Origin of the sequence: Bradyrhizobium sp. AZCC 2176 (assembly GCF_036924645.1) — a bacterium.
Taxonomy (GTDB): domain Bacteria; phylum Pseudomonadota; class Alphaproteobacteria; order Rhizobiales; family Xanthobacteraceae; genus Bradyrhizobium.
The window spans coordinates 6,737,043-6,754,807 of record NZ_JAZHRX010000001.1; the positions used below are offsets into that span (position 1 = coordinate 6,737,043).

Annotated in this window: 13 protein-coding genes and 3 pseudogenes; 4 read left to right on the forward strand and 12 right to left on the reverse strand. The window is 60.3% G+C overall.

What is annotated here, in order from left to right; all coding sequences use genetic code 11:
* Positions 1 to 139 precede the first annotated feature (139 nt).
* The 3 genes from V1288_RS31950 to V1288_RS31960 form a co-directional block, all read right to left on the reverse strand.
* Complete coding sequence (locus tag V1288_RS31950) at positions 140 to 1,912, reverse strand: adenylate/guanylate cyclase domain-containing protein (RefSeq protein WP_334360801.1); 1,773 nt, start codon at positions 1,910 to 1,912, stop codon at positions 140 to 142.
* A gap of 406 nt (positions 1,913 to 2,318) precedes the next feature.
* Positions 2,319 to 2,537 carry a hypothetical protein gene (locus V1288_RS31955; RefSeq protein ID WP_334360802.1) on the reverse strand — a complete coding sequence of 73 codons (219 nt, stop codon included), beginning with the start codon at positions 2,535 to 2,537 and terminating at the stop codon, positions 2,319 to 2,321.
* Positions 2,521 to 2,730, reverse strand: a complete 210-nt coding sequence (locus tag V1288_RS31960) for a hypothetical protein (protein WP_334360803.1) — start codon at positions 2,728 to 2,730, stop codon at positions 2,521 to 2,523. The genes V1288_RS31955 and V1288_RS31960 overlap by 17 nt, the downstream gene beginning before the upstream one ends.
* 153 nt (positions 2,731 to 2,883) lie before the next feature.
* Here V1288_RS31960 and V1288_RS31965 point away from each other — a divergent pair, with 153 nt between their 5' ends.
* Positions 2,884 to 4,818 (forward strand): alpha-1,4-glucan--maltose-1-phosphate maltosyltransferase, encoded by a 1,935-nt coding sequence (locus V1288_RS31965; RefSeq protein WP_334360804.1) that lies wholly within the window; start codon positions 2,884 to 2,886, stop codon positions 4,816 to 4,818.
* 5 nt (positions 4,819 to 4,823) lie between these two features.
* On the forward strand, positions 4,824 to 6,389 hold the full coding sequence (locus V1288_RS31970; RefSeq protein WP_334360805.1) for a putative maltokinase: 1,566 nt from the start codon (positions 4,824 to 4,826) through the stop codon (positions 6,387 to 6,389).
* Here the strand turns inward: V1288_RS31970 and glgX are convergent.
* The 4 genes and pseudogenes from glgX to V1288_RS31985 all read right to left on the reverse strand — a co-directional run bounded on the left by glgX (position 6,386) and on the right by V1288_RS31985 (position 10,793).
* A pseudogene (gene glgX / locus V1288_RS31975) lies at positions 6,386 to 8,616 on the reverse strand (glycogen debranching protein GlgX). The gene V1288_RS31970 and the pseudogene glgX sit on opposite strands and share 4 nt — an antisense overlap.
* Positions 8,617 to 9,243: 627 nt before the next feature.
* A complete protein-coding gene (locus V1288_RS34195; protein ID WP_442893998.1) occupies positions 9,244 to 9,501 on the reverse strand; it encodes a putative zinc-binding metallopeptidase in 258 nt (85 codons plus the stop codon).
* Between the two features lie 30 nt (positions 9,502 to 9,531).
* Positions 9,532 to 9,744, reverse strand: a complete 213-nt coding sequence (locus V1288_RS31980) for a hypothetical protein (RefSeq protein ID WP_334360806.1) — start codon at positions 9,742 to 9,744, stop codon at positions 9,532 to 9,534.
* Positions 9,745 to 10,601: 857 nt separating this feature from the next.
* Positions 10,602 to 10,793 (reverse strand): hypothetical protein, encoded by a 192-nt coding sequence (locus V1288_RS31985; RefSeq protein WP_334360807.1) that lies wholly within the window; start codon positions 10,791 to 10,793, stop codon positions 10,602 to 10,604.
* 186 nt (positions 10,794 to 10,979) lie between these two features.
* Here V1288_RS31985 and V1288_RS31990 point away from each other — a divergent pair.
* Positions 10,980 to 11,246, forward strand: a pseudogene (locus tag V1288_RS31990) (Ku protein); the annotation flags it as partial.
* 37 nt (positions 11,247 to 11,283) lie between these two features.
* Here V1288_RS31990 and V1288_RS31995 read toward each other — a convergent pair.
* The 4 genes and pseudogenes from V1288_RS31995 to V1288_RS32010 form a co-directional block, all read right to left on the reverse strand.
* Positions 11,284 to 11,706: a hypothetical protein gene (locus tag V1288_RS31995; protein WP_334360808.1), complete on the reverse strand. Its 423-nt coding sequence runs from the start codon at positions 11,704 to 11,706 to the stop codon at positions 11,284 to 11,286.
* Between the two features lie 10 nt (positions 11,707 to 11,716).
* On the reverse strand, positions 11,717 to 11,938 hold the full coding sequence (locus V1288_RS32000) for a hypothetical protein (protein WP_334360809.1): 222 nt from the start codon (positions 11,936 to 11,938) through the stop codon (positions 11,717 to 11,719).
* A 64-nt stretch (positions 11,939 to 12,002) separates the two neighbouring features.
* Positions 12,003 to 12,322 (reverse strand): annotated as a pseudogene (locus tag V1288_RS32005) (hypothetical protein).
* Between the two features lie 441 nt (positions 12,323 to 12,763).
* A complete protein-coding gene (locus V1288_RS32010) occupies positions 12,764 to 13,141 on the reverse strand; it encodes an adenylate/guanylate cyclase domain-containing protein (RefSeq protein ID WP_334360810.1) in 378 nt (125 codons plus the stop codon).
* A 249-nt stretch (positions 13,142 to 13,390) separates the two neighbouring features.
* Between V1288_RS32010 and V1288_RS32015 the strand changes: the two genes are divergently transcribed.
* Complete coding sequence (locus tag V1288_RS32015) at positions 13,391 to 14,179, forward strand: mechanosensitive ion channel family protein (RefSeq protein WP_334360811.1); 789 nt, start codon at positions 13,391 to 13,393, stop codon at positions 14,177 to 14,179.
* Between the two features lie 227 nt (positions 14,180 to 14,406).
* Here V1288_RS32015 and V1288_RS32020 read toward each other — a convergent pair whose 3' ends face one another.
* On the reverse strand, positions 14,407 to 17,757 hold the full coding sequence (locus tag V1288_RS32020; protein ID WP_334360812.1) for an adenylate/guanylate cyclase domain-containing protein: 3,351 nt from the start codon (positions 17,755 to 17,757) through the stop codon (positions 14,407 to 14,409).
* Between the last annotated feature and the right edge of the window lie 8 nt (positions 17,758 to 17,765).

The window sequence follows — 17,765 nt, forward strand, 5'->3', positions numbered from 1 at the left end:
GGGTAAACTAGAGTGCGCCAGCGCACCCTTCCAATTAGGCCGCCGCCTGTCGCAAGTCCGCAATAGGTCCCATATCGGACACTCGCCTGTAAATCACAGGCCGTCCGGATCGGGTACGGCGACGGACGCCAATGCGGCCTCAACCCTTCCAGCCGGCCTTGCGCAAACCCTCGACGAGATGAGCGTGGTCCTCCGGACGAAACCACGGAGTTCTCTTGCGGACATACATGTCAAATGCCGCCGGTGCGCGGGAGATGGCCTTCTCCAATGCCTCCCTTGCTTCCGCTGTGCGCCCAAGCTGGCCCAGCGCCGCCGCGGGCCAGCGGTAGATCATCGGAAAATCGGGATACGACCGGATCAGCCGTTTCGAGGCTTCGATCGAAGCCTCGTATTCGCTGCAGAAATACAGACCACACGCAACGTGCAACAAACGTACTGCCAGATACGGATCGCGGGGGTCGAGCCTGATGCAGGTTTCGAGCGCCGTGAGTCCTTCCCTTGGCCGTCCCGCGAAGATCAGCGTCGCGCCTCTGTGGCCATGCGCGATGGCCAGATTTGGACTCATTGAGAGAGCTCGCTCGATCTCCGCCAACGCACCGTCAGCCTCGCCGCGCGCTTGCAAGGCCCAGCCGAGGCATGAACGCGATTCTGCATCGGCGCCATCGAGCGCGACCGCGCGACGGGCCAAGGCTTCGGCCGAGCGTTGCGCGTTTGGCAGATCCAGCTTCTGGTAGATCGCGGCCGCTTGCAGCTGATACAAGGCGAGCGCGCTGTAGCCGCCGGCGAAAGTCGGGTCAAGATCGATCGCCTGCTTAAAAAAGGTCTCTGCCGTCGCATCGTCGTCTGGGGTAGCTTTGCTCAGATGCCACAGACCGCGCTGATAGGCCGCCCAGGCATCAAGGCTCTCCGGTGGCTTGCGCATGGCACGTCGTAGCTCGGCGTCTGCAATGGCGGGGGCCAGGGCGGTCGTCAGCGCTTCGGTGAGTTCGTCCTGCATCGCGAAAATATCGGCGAGATCGCGGTCGTAGCGCTCGGCCCAGACATGGTTGCTGGTTCCTGCCTCTATCAATTGCGCAGTGACGCGGATCCGATTGCCGGCCTTGCGCACGCTACCTTCGAGCACATAGCGCACGCCGAGCTCGCGTCCGACCTGTTTCACATCGACCGCTCGACCCTTGTAGGTGAAAGACGAGTTCCGGGCGATGACGAACAGCGAGGGATAGTGCGATAGTGCCGTGATCACATCCTCGGCGACCCCGTCGGAGACGAATTCTTGCTCGGGGTCGCCGCTCATATTGGTGAATGGCAGCACAGCGACGGACGGTTTGTCGGGCAACGCGAGCGCCGGAACCTCAGCTTTGCGCGTCGCGGGCCTCTGGCTGGGATCGATGATGATACGGTAAACGTGGACAGGCCGGGCGATGTTCTTCAGCGTTTGTTCGCCCGCGTCCTCGACGTCGAAAGACACCTTATCGCGCGCGTGACTGAGGACTGTACGAGAGATACATATACCGCCGGGTTCGGCCAGCGCCTCAAGTCGCGCCGCGATGTTCACGCCATCGCCATAGAGGTCTCGGCGTTCGATCATCACGTCGCCAAGGTTAACCCCGACGCGAAACTCAATTCGTTTTTCCTGCGGCACGTTGGCATTGCGGTCAATCATGCCCTGCTGAACCTCGATCGCGCAGCGTACTGCATCCACCACGCTTGGAAACTCAATTAGAATTCCATCACCGGTCGTTTTCACGATGCGGCCGCGATGTTGCTTGTTCTTTGGATCGATCAGCTCGCGGCGAAGCAGATTGAGGCGAGCAAGCGTGCCCTCCTCGTCCGCACCCATCAGCCGGCTATAGCCCGCAATATCGGCGGCGAGAATAGCGGCGAGCTTGCGTTTGGTCTGATCTAAGGCCATTGGGGTCGGTTTCCCCAGTTCCTCTCCATATTATCACGGAATGCTATGCCTCTGGGATAATTCGCGCGGGATGGCCCGCCGAGAGACTCGGACCTTGCGCTGATACCGGATGCGGATCCCGGCGCAACCGCGATGAGGAACGCCATCATCATCCAACCAGGGTTGCACGAGTCCGGAACTTGGTGCCAAACGCGGACTTTGGCTTAAGCCATCCGTAAAAACTAATAAGCTTGGGCCGCGGTCCTGGCTTTCAGCAATGGCCTGCGGGGCGCGCCTCCGGCTGCCCATCGCCAGTTGCCCCGGCGAATAGGGACTGTCGTGCTTACCGCAGTTGCGGCGGCGTGATCGGAGCGCCATGCTGGAGGGCGAGCGGGCATTTTTGCTTATTTCCCTGAATCTCGAACAATCAGGGGACGTGATCCTTCCTGCCACCACTAATGCTGTAGGATTTGGTGAGGAAGTACTCGCGATTGCCCAGCGCCTTCTCCGCGTACTGGTCGATGGCCACCGCGATGACGTGCTGGTAGCAGTACCCCTCCCGCGCCGCCATCAGCTGCACCTTCGCGAGAGCTTTAACCCAAGGCGTGTTGTCGGCTTGTTCGTCGATACTATGCCTGCGCGTCATCCGGGTCCTTTTTCATGTTGCCGATTGGCTCCGTTTTCGGGCTCATGATGACATTCCTCGTTAATGCGCGCAGCCGCGCACTTTTGGCCGCGGCATGTTTAGCGACCAGTCCGTTAGAACTAGTGGTGGCAAGAGGATAAGCACTGATGCGTAGCAGCAGCTCGAAATATTCGAGTGCCTTTTGGTAGCTCAATGCGTCGCCCGAAGACCAAATAAATGGTCCGGAAAGACTAACCGCGTGATCCCCAAACAGTTCCTTCCCGAGGCGCCGGCAGCACTCAGGAACCAATCCGGCACATCCGGCATTCGTACATAAGTCTCTGTGCTGCCGCGTCCCCATCATGCCATGAGCGCTCCTATAAGACAGGCTTTTCATATCGAGGAGATCTTCCCCTCAATTGACTGTGGCCGCTTTGCGGTCAAACGGATCGTGGGCGAGGCCGTCGAGGTCTGGGCAGATATCTATCGCCACGGCCACGATGTCGTTGCCGCCGACTTGATATGGCGCCGCGAGCCCGAATCCGATTGGCAGCGGACCGCCATGATTCACCATGGCAATGACCGCTGGGTGGGATCCTTGGTGCCTGAGAAGACGGGCCTCCACAGCTACGCGATTGAGGCGTGGACTGACGAATTCGCGACGTGGCGACATGGCTTTGAGCAAAAACGGAAAGCCAATGTGGCGACCGAGCTTGACGCCATGGAGGGAGCTTCCCTGCTTTCCCGCGCCGTGAGCGGCGGTCAGGAAGCTACAGTGAAGATTGCACGTGCATGCGAAGCCTTCTTACAGTCGGGCAAGTGCGAGGTCCTGCTCTCCGATGACCTCAGAAAGGCGATGGCTGAAGGGCAAGAGCGTACGGATCTCACCCGATCGAAGCCGCTTACACTCATGGTGGATAGGCCCCAGGCTCGCTACAGCTCCTGGTACGAGATGGTGCCGCGCAGCCAGAGTCCTCACCCGGGACAGCACGGCACGTGGAACGACTGCATTGATCGTCTTCCTGACATCCAGGCCATGGGCTTCGATGTCGTGTATTTGACGCCCATCCACCCGATTGGACGCACGAACCGCAAGGGACGCAACAATGCTCTCAGGGCGGTCGACGGTGATCCGGGCAGCTTTTACGCGATTGGCTCACATGAGGGTGGACATGATGCCATCCATCCGCAGCTTGGAAGCCTGGATGAATTTCGGCGGTTTGTTGCGGCATGCGCTGCCGCCGGCATGGAGGTCGCGCTCGACTTCGCTATTCAATGTTCACCGGATCACCCCTGGCTCAAGCAGCATCCGGAATGGTTCAAACGCCGTCCAGACGGCTCGATGAAATACGCGGAGAACCCCCCAAAGAAATACGAAGACATCGTGAATGTTGATTTCGAGTCGGACGATGCTGAGGGGTTATACCGAGCGTTGCGCGATGTCGTCCTGTTCTGGGTCTCGCAAGGCGTCAAAATCTTTCGTGTCGACAACCCACACACCAAGCCGTTTCGCTTTTGGGAATGGCTGATCAAGGAGGTACAAGCGCGTGATCCTGACGTGCTTTTCCTTTCGGAGGCATTCACCAGGCCCAAAGTCATGAAGGGGCTTGCCAAGCTCGGCTTCACGCAGTCTTACACGTACTTCACGTGGCGCACGGAAAGATGGGAGATCGAGCAATATGTGAACGAGCTCGCGGGCTACCCCGAGCGCGAATTTTATCGTCCTAATTTCTTTGTTAGCACGCCCGACATCCTGCCGTTCCACCTTCAGCTCGGCGAGCCATGGACGTTCAAGACGCGGCTTGCGCTGGCCGCAACGTTATCAAGCAACTACGGCATCTATAACGGTTTTGAACTCCTCGAGCATGAGCCGATACCCGGCCGCGAGGAGTATCTCAATTCCGAAAAATACGAATTGAAATCCCGCGATTGGGACAAGCCCGGAAACATCAAGCCTTATATCGCCCAGATCAATCGTATCCGGCGCGAAAACCCGGCACTGCAACAGACCTCTGCGATCCGCTTTCTGCCCGTGGAGGACAGTTCGGTCATTGCCTACGTCAAACATTCCGCCGATCAGACAAACGTAGTCGTGACTGTCATCGCATTAACGGGTGGTTTCCGGGAATTCTGGCTTCCGCTCGGTGATGTGCAGGTGCGGCAAGGCCACGGCGACTTGAAGCCCGTGACGGCGCTCGAAAACCTCAAATCCGGTCCGACCTCGCCCGTCGCCTATGGCGGTATGCGGCTTTGGATCGATCCCATACACGATCCCGTGCTTATTTTCCGGTGCTTGGGTTAACGAACATGAGTGCCGCAGGTGAACGCCTCGCATTCTTGGAAATACCGGAAGGTTCTTCATGGGTTGCGAACAGCGAGGTAACCGCAGCTCTCGAAAGACATTTTCTTCCAGTGTATCTCGCCAAAGCCAGGTGGTTCCCTGGCAACTCTGAAACGCGGATTAAGCCAAAGATCATTGCAAGCCTTCCTTTCGCCGCGGACTCAACCACCTTCGTCGTTATCGAGACCAACCATCGCGCGCGCTATCTCCTGCCCTTACGGGTCGACTGGCCCGGTGATGTGCGTCCCGAACTGGATAAATCCATCGTGGCTCGTTTGCACCAGGGCGAGCGTGAAGGACTGCTGTGCGACGTCGCCGCCGATCCGGCTTTCATCCGACGGCTCCTCGATCACCTTCGGCGGGAGGCTTCCATTGCTGGCTCGGGTTGGCGGCTGGACTTCAAGCCCACGAGCAAACTCGGAAGTCAACCTCCGAATACTCCATCCCGGATCCGCGCCATTCAAGGCGAGCAATCCAACAGTACGGCGCTGGTTGACCAGGACTATGTCGTCAAGCTTTACCGCCAAATCGAGCCCGGCCAAAACCCGGAGGTCGAGATGGGACACTTTCTGACCGAGGCGGCGAATTTTGCGCATACGCCTGCGCTGCTTGGCCACCTCGAGGCTGCTCATACTTCCGCGAGTTATGCCCTCGGTATTGTTCACGCATTTGTGCCGAACAGCGGTGATGCCTGGACCTGGTCGGCCGAGCGCCTCAGCATTTACCTTGACGCTATGGGGAAAGGCTCTGAAGAACGCGACAAAGCGATCACCGCACGGCGAGATTATCTCCATTGGGTGCGGCGACTGGGTTGCCGCGTCGCGGAGATGCATCGCGCTTTGGCGAGCCGCGACGAAGTGGCGGCGTTCAAGCCTGAGCCGATCGACGAAGGCGATCTCGATTTCTGGATCGGCGACGTTATGGAGCGCGCTGCTCGCATCTTCAAGAGGTTGGAGGAATCGTCGCTGGATGTGGACGACCGCCCCCTCATGGAGCGCCTGCTTCGGGTCAAACCTCGACTATATGATTACGCAGCTAACCTCATCCGTCCTTCGCTGGGCCGCTGCAAGATACGCCATCACGGCGATTTGCACTTGGGCCAGGTGCTTGTAGCCAATGGGGACGCAGTCATCATAGACTTCGAGGGCGAGCCCAGCCGACCTTTGGCAGATCGGAGGCGCAAGGCTCCTGCTGCGCGCGATGTCGCAGGTGTGTTGCGCTCCCTGGACTACGCCGCCATGGCCTCGAGACAGCAGAGGCGGATGTCAGAAAAGCTCAACACTCCGGAGTCGCGAGCCTTGTTCGCGTGGCGCGAGCAGACGACAGATGCCTTTCTGACCGCTTATCAGGAGGCGATAGGCGCCTCGGTTCTGTGGCCCGACCGCGCCGAGGACATGAAGGCGATGTTGAATTTCTTTTTGCTCGAAAAAGCGCTCTATGAGATCGAATACGAGCTTTCCTACCGGCCGTCTTGGATTTCCGTGCCATTGCAAGGCGTCCTGCGGGTTCTCGAAGAAGGAGGCGTGGCCTAGACCGAGAGTGGGAATTCAGCGACATCCATGATGGCACCAAGCGCCTGGCGGAGCCGTCGCGTCATGGTCTCTTCCGTCGCCAGGCCGAGCACCAGCATTGATCGACCAGCGGCCTTTAAGCGGTGGCCAAACGGATAAACCGTCAACGTCACATCCGGTGCATGCGTATCAATGAGCTCGGCCCAGGCGCGGCCCTGCGGCACTTCGGGCAAGACGAATTCGACCAAATCATGATGCGCGTTATAAACAAGCAGCAGCGTCGCATTCGAACCTTGCCGTTTGACACCAGTTTCCTGGGCTCTTCCGTCAAGCAGCATACCGAAACATCGCGTGGTCGGATTGTCCCAATCCGCCGTTCTCATCTCCCGGCCGTTCGGAGCGAGCCAGCTCACGTCCTTCACGTCTAGTTCTTCATTGACGTTGCCGATGACAAACCTAGAGCGATGCAGGATGGGAAAGGCCTGCCGTGTCGCGATTAGCTTGCGGACGAATTCCCGCAAGGCGCGGCCTTCGCCGGAGATCCTGAGCCAATTGAGCCATGTCGTGTCATTGTCCTGAGCATAGGCGTTGTTGTTGCCAAGCTGAGAATGGCCAAACTCGTCACCCGCGAGGATCATAGGTGTCCCGTGCGACAGCAGCGTCGTCGCTAGAGATTGCGCTTTTGCTGCTCGCGAAGCTTGATGATCTCTGGATCATCAGTGGGCCCTTCAGCGCCGTGATTCCACGAATGATTGTCCGGGTGTCCGTCGCGGTTGCCTTCGCCGTTGGCATCGTTGTGTTTATCATTATAGGAAACGACGTCGTTCAGTGTGAAGCCGTCATGCGCCGTAACGAAATTGACGGACGACCATTGCCTGCGGCCGCGCTTGTTGAAGAGGTCGCCCGATGCGGTGATGCGCCGCGCAAATTCGGGCGTCATGCCTTCATCCCCTTTCCAAAACCGACGCACCGCATCCCTGAATTTATCATTCCATTCCGCCCATCCAGGGGGAAATTGGCCGACCTGATAGCCGCCGGGGCCTATATCCCATGGCTCGGCGATCAGCTTGACTGACGAAAGGATCGGATCCTGCCGGCAGGCATCCAGAAAGCCGCCGCCTTCATCGAAGCCGTAGGGCTCCCTCGCGAGAATGGTCGCAAGGTCGAAGCGGAAACCATCCACACGCATTTCGGTCGCCCAGTAGCGCAAGCTGTCTGCGACCATCTGCAACACGCGCGGGTGCGAAAGGTTTACCGTATTGCCGGTACCTGTATCATTGATGTAGTAGCGCTTCTGGTCCGGAAGCAGGCGATAATAGCTCGCGTTATCGATGCCCTTGAAAGAAAGCGTTGGCCCGAGTTCGTTCCCTTCGGCGGTGTGATTATAGACGACGTCAAGGATCACCTCGATGCCATGGGCATGAAACTGATTGACGGCCTCCTTGAACTCATTCGCAAAGGGCGCCTTGAGATAGCGCGGCTCGGGCGCGAAGAACGCAAGCGAGTTATAGCCCCAATAGTTGCGAAGGCCCTTCTCCACAAGGTAACTATCGTCCACAAATGCATGGATCGGCAAGAATTCAGCGCTAGTGATCCCAAGCGCGCGAAGATAAGCAGGGATATGTGGATGGCAAAGTCCGGCGAAGGTACCGCGGTCGCTTTCCGGTACAAGCGGATGGCTTCGGGTAAAACCTTTGACGTGCATCTCGTAAAAGATGGTGCGGTCCCAGGACACCTCGGGCTTTGCCGCACGGCCCCAGGTGAAGGCGGGGTCTATCACGCGGCATTTTTGCATAAGATGCGCGCTGTCGCGTGAATCGAAGGACTTGTCCTTGTCCGAGTGACCGAGCTCATAGCCGAATAATTCCGGTCCCCAAAGCAGCGCGCCCACAAGCTGCTTAGCATAAGGATCAATCACGAGCTTGTTGGGATTGAAACGATGTCCGGCATCTGGCTGGTAAGGACCGTGGACCCGGTAGGCGTAGACTGCACCCGGACGTGCCGTCGGTATATAACCGTGCCAGACTTCATCGGTGTATTCGGGCAGCTCAATGCGTTCGATCTCTTTCTTTCCGCTGTCATCGAAGAGGCAGAGCTCGACCTTGGTGGCATGAGCCGAAAACAGTGCGAAATTAACGCCAAGGCCATCCCAGGTGGCTCCAAGCGGAAAGGGCTTACCTTCCAGCACCGGAGCACGCCGAAGGCTTGCCGCCGCCCGGGCTAGTCTCTTATCCTTGACCTTGTTCATGAACAATCCCAGACGCATCCCCTGCAACGCGCAAGGGCGGCTGTGCGCTGTCCAGTAAAAGCGCTATCCATGCTTTGGTTCCCGTCACCCACCAGGCGTAAAAAGCAGCCGCCCTTGTTCGGAGTGACCCTTGAACTCCCGCAGCTTTAGCGATCCACAGTCTTTGTATGCCGCTCGATCCAGGCCCGTGTCTGAAGCGAAGGGACTCTACCGGCCATCCGCTACGTTCAATACGGACATTACGGACGGCGTGCCGGTTAGTTAGCGCAGAGCCATCTTTTGCAACTCGCCGCTCAATCGGTCGAGCATAAGGCTTGCGCAGGATTGAACACTGCGAAGCAACTTAACTGCGCCATGCCTCCTCCGACTGGTGTGGATGGAGCCTGGCTTTGTCTTCCTCGTATTCCCTGATGAGGTCAGCGAGAGCTTCGCGCGTTAGCTTGTCATCGGTTGAGTTTTCTAATGTCCGACACGCTTCGATCTTATAGTCCAGCTCGCGGCACAAATCGCACATGCGCACCTCCTGTATCATACCGGGAGCACACACTATCTCCACCCGCGTCTTTGGCTGACCATTGCTGGTGATGTGCTACAATGCGATTAGACCGGCTTTGTTTCAAGGGAACGTCACCTGGGCGACTGTCCCCTACCCCGCCGCCGGAGCGGCGGTAACGCCGACCGCTCGCGTTGGACCAGCTCTTGAATAAACGCCAGCTTGCCGATCAGCGGGCGCGTCAACACGAATGCGTACATGTCCGAGGTGCTGATGGTGCGGCACAGACTGTCCATCGCGAGTACGAATAGAAACCACGCTCCCGTCACGGCATCGAAATCCTCAATCGCAGGGTGTCGAACTCGACCCTCGCGCGCAGACCGCCAATGCAGTCGGCGGCCAGTCGGCCTTCCTGACGCTCGTCAGTCGTTGACCAGGGTGCCGATCAACTGGAGTAGAGCCTGGTGTTCGGGGCCGTTGGCGCCAGCTCGAAGGAATTTTCCGATTTCGATCAGGGACGTACGTCCCCCGGAGCTGGCATTGGGCTTGTGCTCCACCATCGCGACACCCGATTGCGGATCGCGGACCAGCCGCCAGACGTCACCGTTGGCGCTTTCGTAGAGAATTCTTGTCATGCCTTTTCAACCAGGTGATCTCCGAGGGGTTCCTGGAGGGGCGGGCGGAAGAACCAAAATCCCCGACGGACGTTGGATCCGCATGTCGGACGCTTTTCACTATTTCCGAGCCCATGCTGTCCGAGCCCTTTGCAAGGCTCGGGCGGCACAACAGCTCGAGAAATCGCTCGACTGATGGGCGTGGCAAATTCGTCAATCGAAGCGGCGCCCGCGGAGAATTGTGTGCGCCGCAGGAAGAAAGCGGGTGTCCGGCGGGAGACGAAAAGTTCTGGCAACCGTCGTGCATCTCCTGGAGACCACGTCCCTGGTTCGCACCCCGCTCCCGGCCGCTGTCGCGGCGACCGCAAACGGAGATTCGGCCCGCTAGTTGGAGCGGAGATACTATGGCTCAAGCGTTGTTCGGCTTGGGTCATGACGCGATTTCACTTCCGACGTCCAGCTGGACCCTAGCCCCTCGGACGGGCTCGGGCGCGCAATCAGCGAACGCCGTATTGAAGTTGATCGCCTCGCCGCAATCCGCGTGTCGACGGAGCCGCATGCCGTGCATTCCAGGTGCGCGCGCTGATCGCCTGCCAATCAGGCACGCTGTCGAGCCGCAGTTCCGCGCCGCGGTCGCTATTGGGAGAGGAACGGAAGTGGTCCCGACATCGCTAAGCCGACGCAACTGACCCTTAGCTCACATCGATGACTGAGCTGAACATTGACGGACCCGATTCTCTACTCGGCCCCGTACTCATTCGGCCAACATCGCCTCAGCCGGCCAGGAGCGGCGCCCGGCTTCACTGTTGTCGGGAAAACGGCCTTACCCATTTTCAACGCGTTGCAACGAGCCGCGTTAAGCGCCAGAACAAAGGGCCTCACATGCCGTGGCTGGCAAATACTTTTTGGCAGCTCTTGCTCAGTCTGGTCCTGTTCTGCTGCAAGCATTGTTGGACCGCTCCATCATCGCCCAATTGCTGTCGGGAAAAGCGCTGCGCATCTCGTCTACAGCCCTGCTGCTCTTGTGGCGTGCCCATGTGACCCTGTGATGGGGACCTCCGGCCGCCCAAGACTTTCCCTTAGTCGGACCAGGCTGGTTTCTGTTCAGTTCATCTCTTTGGACACAAAGATCATCAATCTTCGCCAGCATCCTTCCGATCAGCGCTTCGGCAGATGCGGTCGGGATTCCTGCTCTTTGGAGTTGAAGGATTTCCTTCCTCTGGCGTGAGACCTGACTCCGCATGCGTTCAATCTCGGAAACGGCCCTGATTGACCTCATCAATCGGAAGCGCGCCGGCAAGCCGATCACCCCGAAGGAGCGGCCGGCCGCTGGCAATGTGGTCGATCTAATGCAGGCGTTGCGCCGGAGCGTGGGTTCGGAGCAGGCGTCCAAGCCCGCGAAGAAGCCCAAGAAGGCGTCCGTCGGACAGAAGGAGATGCTGCTACCGATCGCCAGCAAGAAGCCAGCAAAGGAAGCGACCGCGAAGAAACCCACCGTCAAATACCAGCGTAAGTCGGCATAGAGCGGCTCCGCCACAGCAACGACGCCGATTTGTGTTCTCAGCCGAGAGGTCGGCTTTGCCTGAAATGGAAACTGTTCGGAGTGAACCTCCTGGCCACGGCGCGCGCCTGGCCCTCGCATGTCTCCAGCGTGATCTTCTGGGCAAGCATGACGTCTCCGATCGGCAGAGCGCCGATCGGCATGAAACACAGCCCCTCCTGCAGGCGACCTCTTTTGTCGATCTCGCACACATTCACCGAGGCCCCGGCGTGGATCCTGTACCGCTTTCCGCTGTCGCTTCCGACGACCTCAAAGTAGCCCTTCCTGGCGAACTGCTCTCGCTGCGCCGGCGACAGCCATTCTCGCAAGAGCCGCAGCGAGCGGCCCTCCGGCGTGCCTTCGGCGCCGTGCCTGATGAACAGGGCTCGCGTCGCGCTTATGCGGGAGCGGCCGCCCGGCCGCCACAGTCGAAGGCCGAACATGGCCGGGCCGTTACCCGCCGACCAGCCTGGGGAAGAAGACAGTTTCTTCCGCAGTGGGGTCGAACGATCGTAGGTGCGAGATCTGACCCGGACCCGTCCTAACGGCCGCGGTGAAGCCGGCATTGGTGAGCTCGTAGAACCGCTGCTCCGCCTTCGCCAGTTCTTGTGCGTCATCCGAATTGAAGGGGTGACGGCGGTCGCCGCTGCGGTCCATCACGATCTGGATCGGCATGATCGTCCTCCCGGGATTGCTGGTGGCAAGGCCTGCTCCAGTATCCGACCGACCTCACGGACTTTCAAGAAGAACATTCCATCGCAATCGCCGATCGTCTGCCGATCGCAGCAAGCGCAATCAGGCTGGCAGACGCTTCCGGGCAGGTGTCGCCGAGCGAGTCCAGGCGTCCCGAACTTCAGCGACGGCCGCCTCCAGAGAGACGCCGGACGGCGGATCCTGACGGGCGATGACGAGAGCGCGCTCTTGGGCATGGGGATCAGCGCGGGCCTGCATCCAGCCATGCTCCTCGCATTCGCGGATCGGTCCGGCTTCCTGCAACACGGAGACGGCCCAGCCCCGCAGCGTCCTCATAGCGGGCTGCCGTTCCTTCGTCATCCGCATCGAAATGGCTCCTGCCGAAGACCACGTCTTCCGATCCGGCTGCTAACAAAGTTCAGGGATTCGTAAATGCAAGGTCTGCTGGTTGTCCGCGGGTCTGACGAGGCTACGCAGCCACTACCTGCGATCTCGTCTCTAACGTCTGCTGTCCAAGATGAACCGGACCAAGATTTGCCAAGCGGGAACCGCCGCTTGTGCCCCCTGCGGACTGGGTTGAAGCCACACTGGGGCACGGCTGGAGGCCCGTTCGAGCCGAGTTTCCACGCTCAATGTGAGCGCTTTCACACGACGCCAGCGGATGCCGAGCTAACGGGGTTGCATTCCATCAGGGCCTCGGCGACCGGTTCTAACCAGGCGCGTAATCCATCGCGATCCGAACTCCGCTGGCGCCATTCAACAGCCGCTTGAGGTGGAAGCTGGCGAATGCGTCATCCGGATGCTGGCCTACATGCGCCGCGAAGGCGGCGATCGCGCGCGGTCCTTGGCTTCAAGCTTGGCGAACGCGTCGAGGTAACTTTTCAGGGCGGCATCGTCGTCGATGCGCAGCGGCTCGAAGGCGCGCAGCGCTTCGGACTTGCCCCTCAGGACGAGGTCGCCGACCGGCCTGCCGCGGAAATCTCCGGCCTTTGCGATCGTCGCACTCGTGCAGATGCGCGTGCCGAGCCGCTTGTTGGCGGCTTCGAGACGCGCCGCGACGGTGATGGTATCGTCATGGGTCGCATATTCGAAGAATCGTCCGCCGCCGAAATTTCCGACGATGGCGGGCTCGGCATGCACGCCGATCCGCATCACGCCCAGAGTGACGCCTTTCCGCGGCAGCATTCGCGAAACGACTCGCTCCAGTCGTCCATCGCCGGGGCGCACGCCACCGGCACGCGATCCATGGTCCGGCTGCTCGCCGGGATGGGATCGGTGCCGCCTTCGCAGCTGCAAAATCCCCGTCTCACCCCCAAAGTTCTGTCTTAGGACTGCAAGTGTCAGAACCTTTCCGCTGTCCACGATGTTGACTTTGTGAGTTCCGCGCGCTGGACGGGACGAAGCCGTCCGCGCCCTCACCGGGAGGAAGTCACCATGAATACGACGCTTACGAGCATTCGGGATTGGAGCGAGGCTTTGCTCACATCCCTTGCGGCCGCGATGGCCATATTCTTCACCGCCATTCCCAAGATCCTTGCATTTGCCGCGATCCTAATTATCGGCTGGTTCGTCGCGGCCTTAGTGGCAAGCGCAATCGCGGCGGTGCTTCGGCGAGTCCGCTTCAACGAACTATCCACGCAATCGGGGTTCACCGGCTTCGTTCATAACATGGGGCTGGAGACTGATGCCTCGGGAGCGATTGCCCTCACGACGAAATGGTTCATCAGGCTGATCGCGCTTGTGGTTGCGTTCGACGCTTTGGGTCTACCGACTGTTTCGGACGTGCTGCGACAACTCCTGTTGTGGATTCCCAACCTTATCGTCGGAATCGTCGTTCTCGTCATCGGTGGCTTGGCGGCGAATGCCCTGGGTAACTTGGTCCGAGGTGCCACGGCACAGGCCGACCTGGGCAATCCCGACCTCCTCGCCAATATTTCAAAGGTCATGGTGTGGGCCTTCGCCATCGTCATCGCCGTGAACCAGATCGGTGTTGCACAGACGTTGGTCAACACGCTGTTCACGGCTGTCGTCGGCGCAGCAGCTCTCGCGCTCGGTCTGGCCTTCGGGCTCGGTGGACGAGAGACCGCAGCCGAGATTGTCCGTCGATGGTACGACTCGTCGCGAGGTGTCGCGTCGAAGCTCGACGAAGCTGCTGAAGCCGGCCGTCGCTTGGGCGAACACACGGCAGGTACTTCCCAACCGCCGCGCCAGTCCAGCAGGTGAACACCCCTGTAGGGCCGATAAGAAGGTCCGTGGTCGTTTTTGTGCAAAACGATGAGGTCCCTGACGTCGCCCAATGCGAAATGCATCAGTGGTCGTAGAAAATTTCGTTCGTCAGCCAAAATGGACTTTTTCAACACTATCGTAGGCAGAACGGAAGTGGCGCAGACCGGGTGCGACTTCGCCTTTTGACCCGGAGCAGAAGTCGCAGACCTCACCAATAGGCTTTTCTAGGCCAACTCAGCAAGCAGCGCGGCGGCTTCTTTGAGGTCGCAAGTATCGAAGCCTTCGGTGAAGCCGCCGTAGATCGGCGCGAGCAGGTCGCGCGCGTTGGTGCCCTTGCCTTGATCGCGCCAGAGGCGGGCCATGCTGGTGGCGGCGCGCAATTCCCAAAGCCTCGCGCCCTGTTTCTGCGCTGTTTCAAGTGCGCGGCACAGCCAGCCTTCAGCATAGAGTCCATCCGACTTGGTGATCAGCGCCTCGGCCATGAGCCGACACAGCTCCGCCTCGTACCAGCGCTCGTCGGTGCGCTCGACCAGCGCCAGCGCGTCACTCAACAGGCTGATCCCGTCGGCGATCCGGTCCGCTCGCCTGTGCGCCTCCGCCAGAAGACCAAGATAGTAAGGCACCTTGATCTCGGCACCCGTCGCCCGCTTCGTCGTCAGCCCCCACCGCATCCTGCTGATGCCCTCGTCGATGGATCCTCCCATCGCGAGCATGGCCCATCCTTGGAAACACGTGCCCGATCCAACGAAGTGAGGAAATTCTTGCTCGCTGGCGAGCGCCACCAGCTCCTCGGCTCGTTCCTTAAGGATTGCCTCATCGCCGCACAGTTGGTGAAAGAGACAGCTGATGTGCAAGGCGAATGCCAATGTATAAGGCTGCGACAGCTCGCGTGCCCAAGCCAGCGCGCTTCGGCTTTGCGCGAGTGCGTGATCCTGTTGTCCTAACAGCAGAAGTGTCCAGGCAACGAAGCTCTCGGAGGCAACGCGCTGATCGTGGGGGGTTAACTTCGGAGGTCGGTGCTCAGCCGGATCATAGAAGTTGAGTGCCTGCTGCAGATGGTGGAGCGCACGGCTGAATTCACCGAGAAACAGATGGCTGACGCCCAGGCACTTGTGCGTTATCAGCTTGGTGTCCCGGTCGTTTCGGCCGTCGGAAAGCGCGGCAAACTCTTCCGCGACCTGATGAGCGGCGCGGATCTCGGCGTGATTGTGCAAGACCGAGTGGGCGCCGTTCAGGGCAATCGCGGCCTGGGGACCCGCCAGGGCCTCGCGGCACAGCTCGCGGGCGCGGGCATACGCTTCACGGGCCTCGGGCGATGCCCATCCCTTGGCCGCTGTCAGCGCCCCAGCGAGGGCGAGCCGAAGCGAAAGTTCGTCGGATTGCCGCTCCGGACTTTTCGGCAGGCTGACGAGCAGCTTGATTGCCTTGCCAAAATGCGCAGCGGCTTCGGCCATCGTCGAACGTTGGACGGCCAGGCGCCCAGCCTTATCCCAGTACTCGATGGCCTTCTCAACGAGGCCAGCCATGGCACAATGCCGTGCGAGAAGTTCGGGCTGGGCCCCTGCAATCTCTGGAAACTGGCGTTCCAGCGTGGTGGCAATTCGGCCATGCAGTTGCTGCCGTTGCGGGCGCAGCAACGTGCTGTAGGCGGCATCCTGCACCAGCGCGTGCTTAAAGGTGTACGTGGCATCCGGCGGCGTCCCGCGTCGGAACACCAGCTCGGCCCGTATGAGCTGCTCCAAGGCGCTCTCTAGCCGCGGTTGCGACATCTTGGCCACGGCACTGATCAGCTCGTGGGAAAACTGACGCCCTAGGGTCGCCGCGATCTGCGCTACTTCTCGGGTTGGCGCCAATCGATCGAGCCGGGCCAGAAGCGAGGCCTGAAGCGTCGTGGGGATCGCCAAAGGAACCACCGGGCCGGCCATAGAGTAATGGTCTCCGGCATCGGTCATCGATCCGCTCTCGATGACGGACTTGGTCAGCTCCTCGATGAATAGCGGCACGCCATCGGTGCGATCAATGATCTGATCGGCAATTTCCCTCGGCAATGTCTTGCCTCCGGTGACGCGCGCGATCATCTCGGCGCGGTGCCGAGGGGACAAGCGGTTGAGATTGAGCAATGTCACGTGCGGACGGCCGACCCAGGGCGGCGTGAACTCTGGCCGAAACGTCAGAACCATCAGGAGCCGCAGCGTCGCGGCCCGATCGATCAGAAGATCCAGCGACTCTAGCGTCGTGGGATCGCTCCAGTGGATGTCTTCCCATAGCATCAGCAGTGGCTGTTGCGCCGCAAGTCCCTCGATCTGCGCCACCTGCATCTGAAGTGTTTTCTCCTTGCGCTTCTGCGGCGTGAGATTGAGCGGCGGGTAGCGGCCGCCGGCCGGTATCGACAGCAAGTCTGCCAATAGAGGAACAGCTTCGCCCAGCTCCTGGTTGGCCAGAGCCAGCACGGCCACAAGCTTGTCCAAGCGGGTCCCGGCCGTATCCTCGCGCCGAAATCCGGCCGCCTGCTCGAGCTGGGTGATGCTGGGATAAAGCGCACTGTGCTGATGATGCGGCGAGCAGAAATATCGCAACCGCGTGTGCGGCTCGTTCCGCACCTGCTCCAGTAGGGTTTGTGCGATGCGCGACTTGCCGATGCCCGGCTCGCCGACGATCAGGACCACGGAACCGTCGCCGGCCTTGGCTCGCTCCCAGCGCCGCGTCAGCAATGCGATCTCTTCCTCGCGACCGATCAGCGGCGTGCTGGCGGCGCGCAGCGCCTCGAATCGGCTGCCGACCTGGCCCGCGCCCAGGACCCGCCAGACCTGCACCGGATGGTCCATGCCCGCGATCGCCAATGGGCCGAGATCGCGATAGTCGAACAGGCCGCCGAGCAGGCGGCGCGTATTGTCCGCGATGACGACCGTGTTCGGTTCGGCAAGCCCCTGAAGCCGTGCCGCGAGATTAGGGGTCTCACCAATGACCGCTTGTTCCTGGGCCGCGCCTTCACCGAGCAGATCGCCGACGACGACAAGGCCGGTGGCGATACCGACACGCACCTGCAGCGAGGACGTCCCACCAGCATTGAGCCTGGTCACGCCCTCAATCAGAGCAAGGCCGGCGCGAACAGCCTGTTCGGCATCCTCCTCGTGCGCCTTCGGGTACCCGAAATAGGCCATTACCCCGTCACCGAGATATTTTGCAACAAAGCCACCCGAGCTGGTGATCACCTCGGCGCACCGGCGGTGATAGGCGCCAATGATGTCGCGCAACTCCTCAGGGTCAAGCCGCCCGGACAAGGCGGTGGAGCCGACGAGGTCGACGAACATGACCGTGAGCTGGCGGCGTTCCGCGGCGTCCGAGGTTTTCGACGGCATTAAAGCAGCAGAGGGTTCGAATGCGGCCTGCGCCGCGGACGTGGGCTCGCCGATGGCCGCAAGGATTTTCCGCCGGTGCCCGAGCGGAATTCCGATATCCTTGAGATCTTGGTCAGTCAGATGGGGGAGTACCGAGACATCAATTTCATTTTCGGCAAAACGCTGCGCGTATTGCTCGAAACCGAGTGCATGGAGCCACTGCGCAATCGACTGCATTGCGGCCA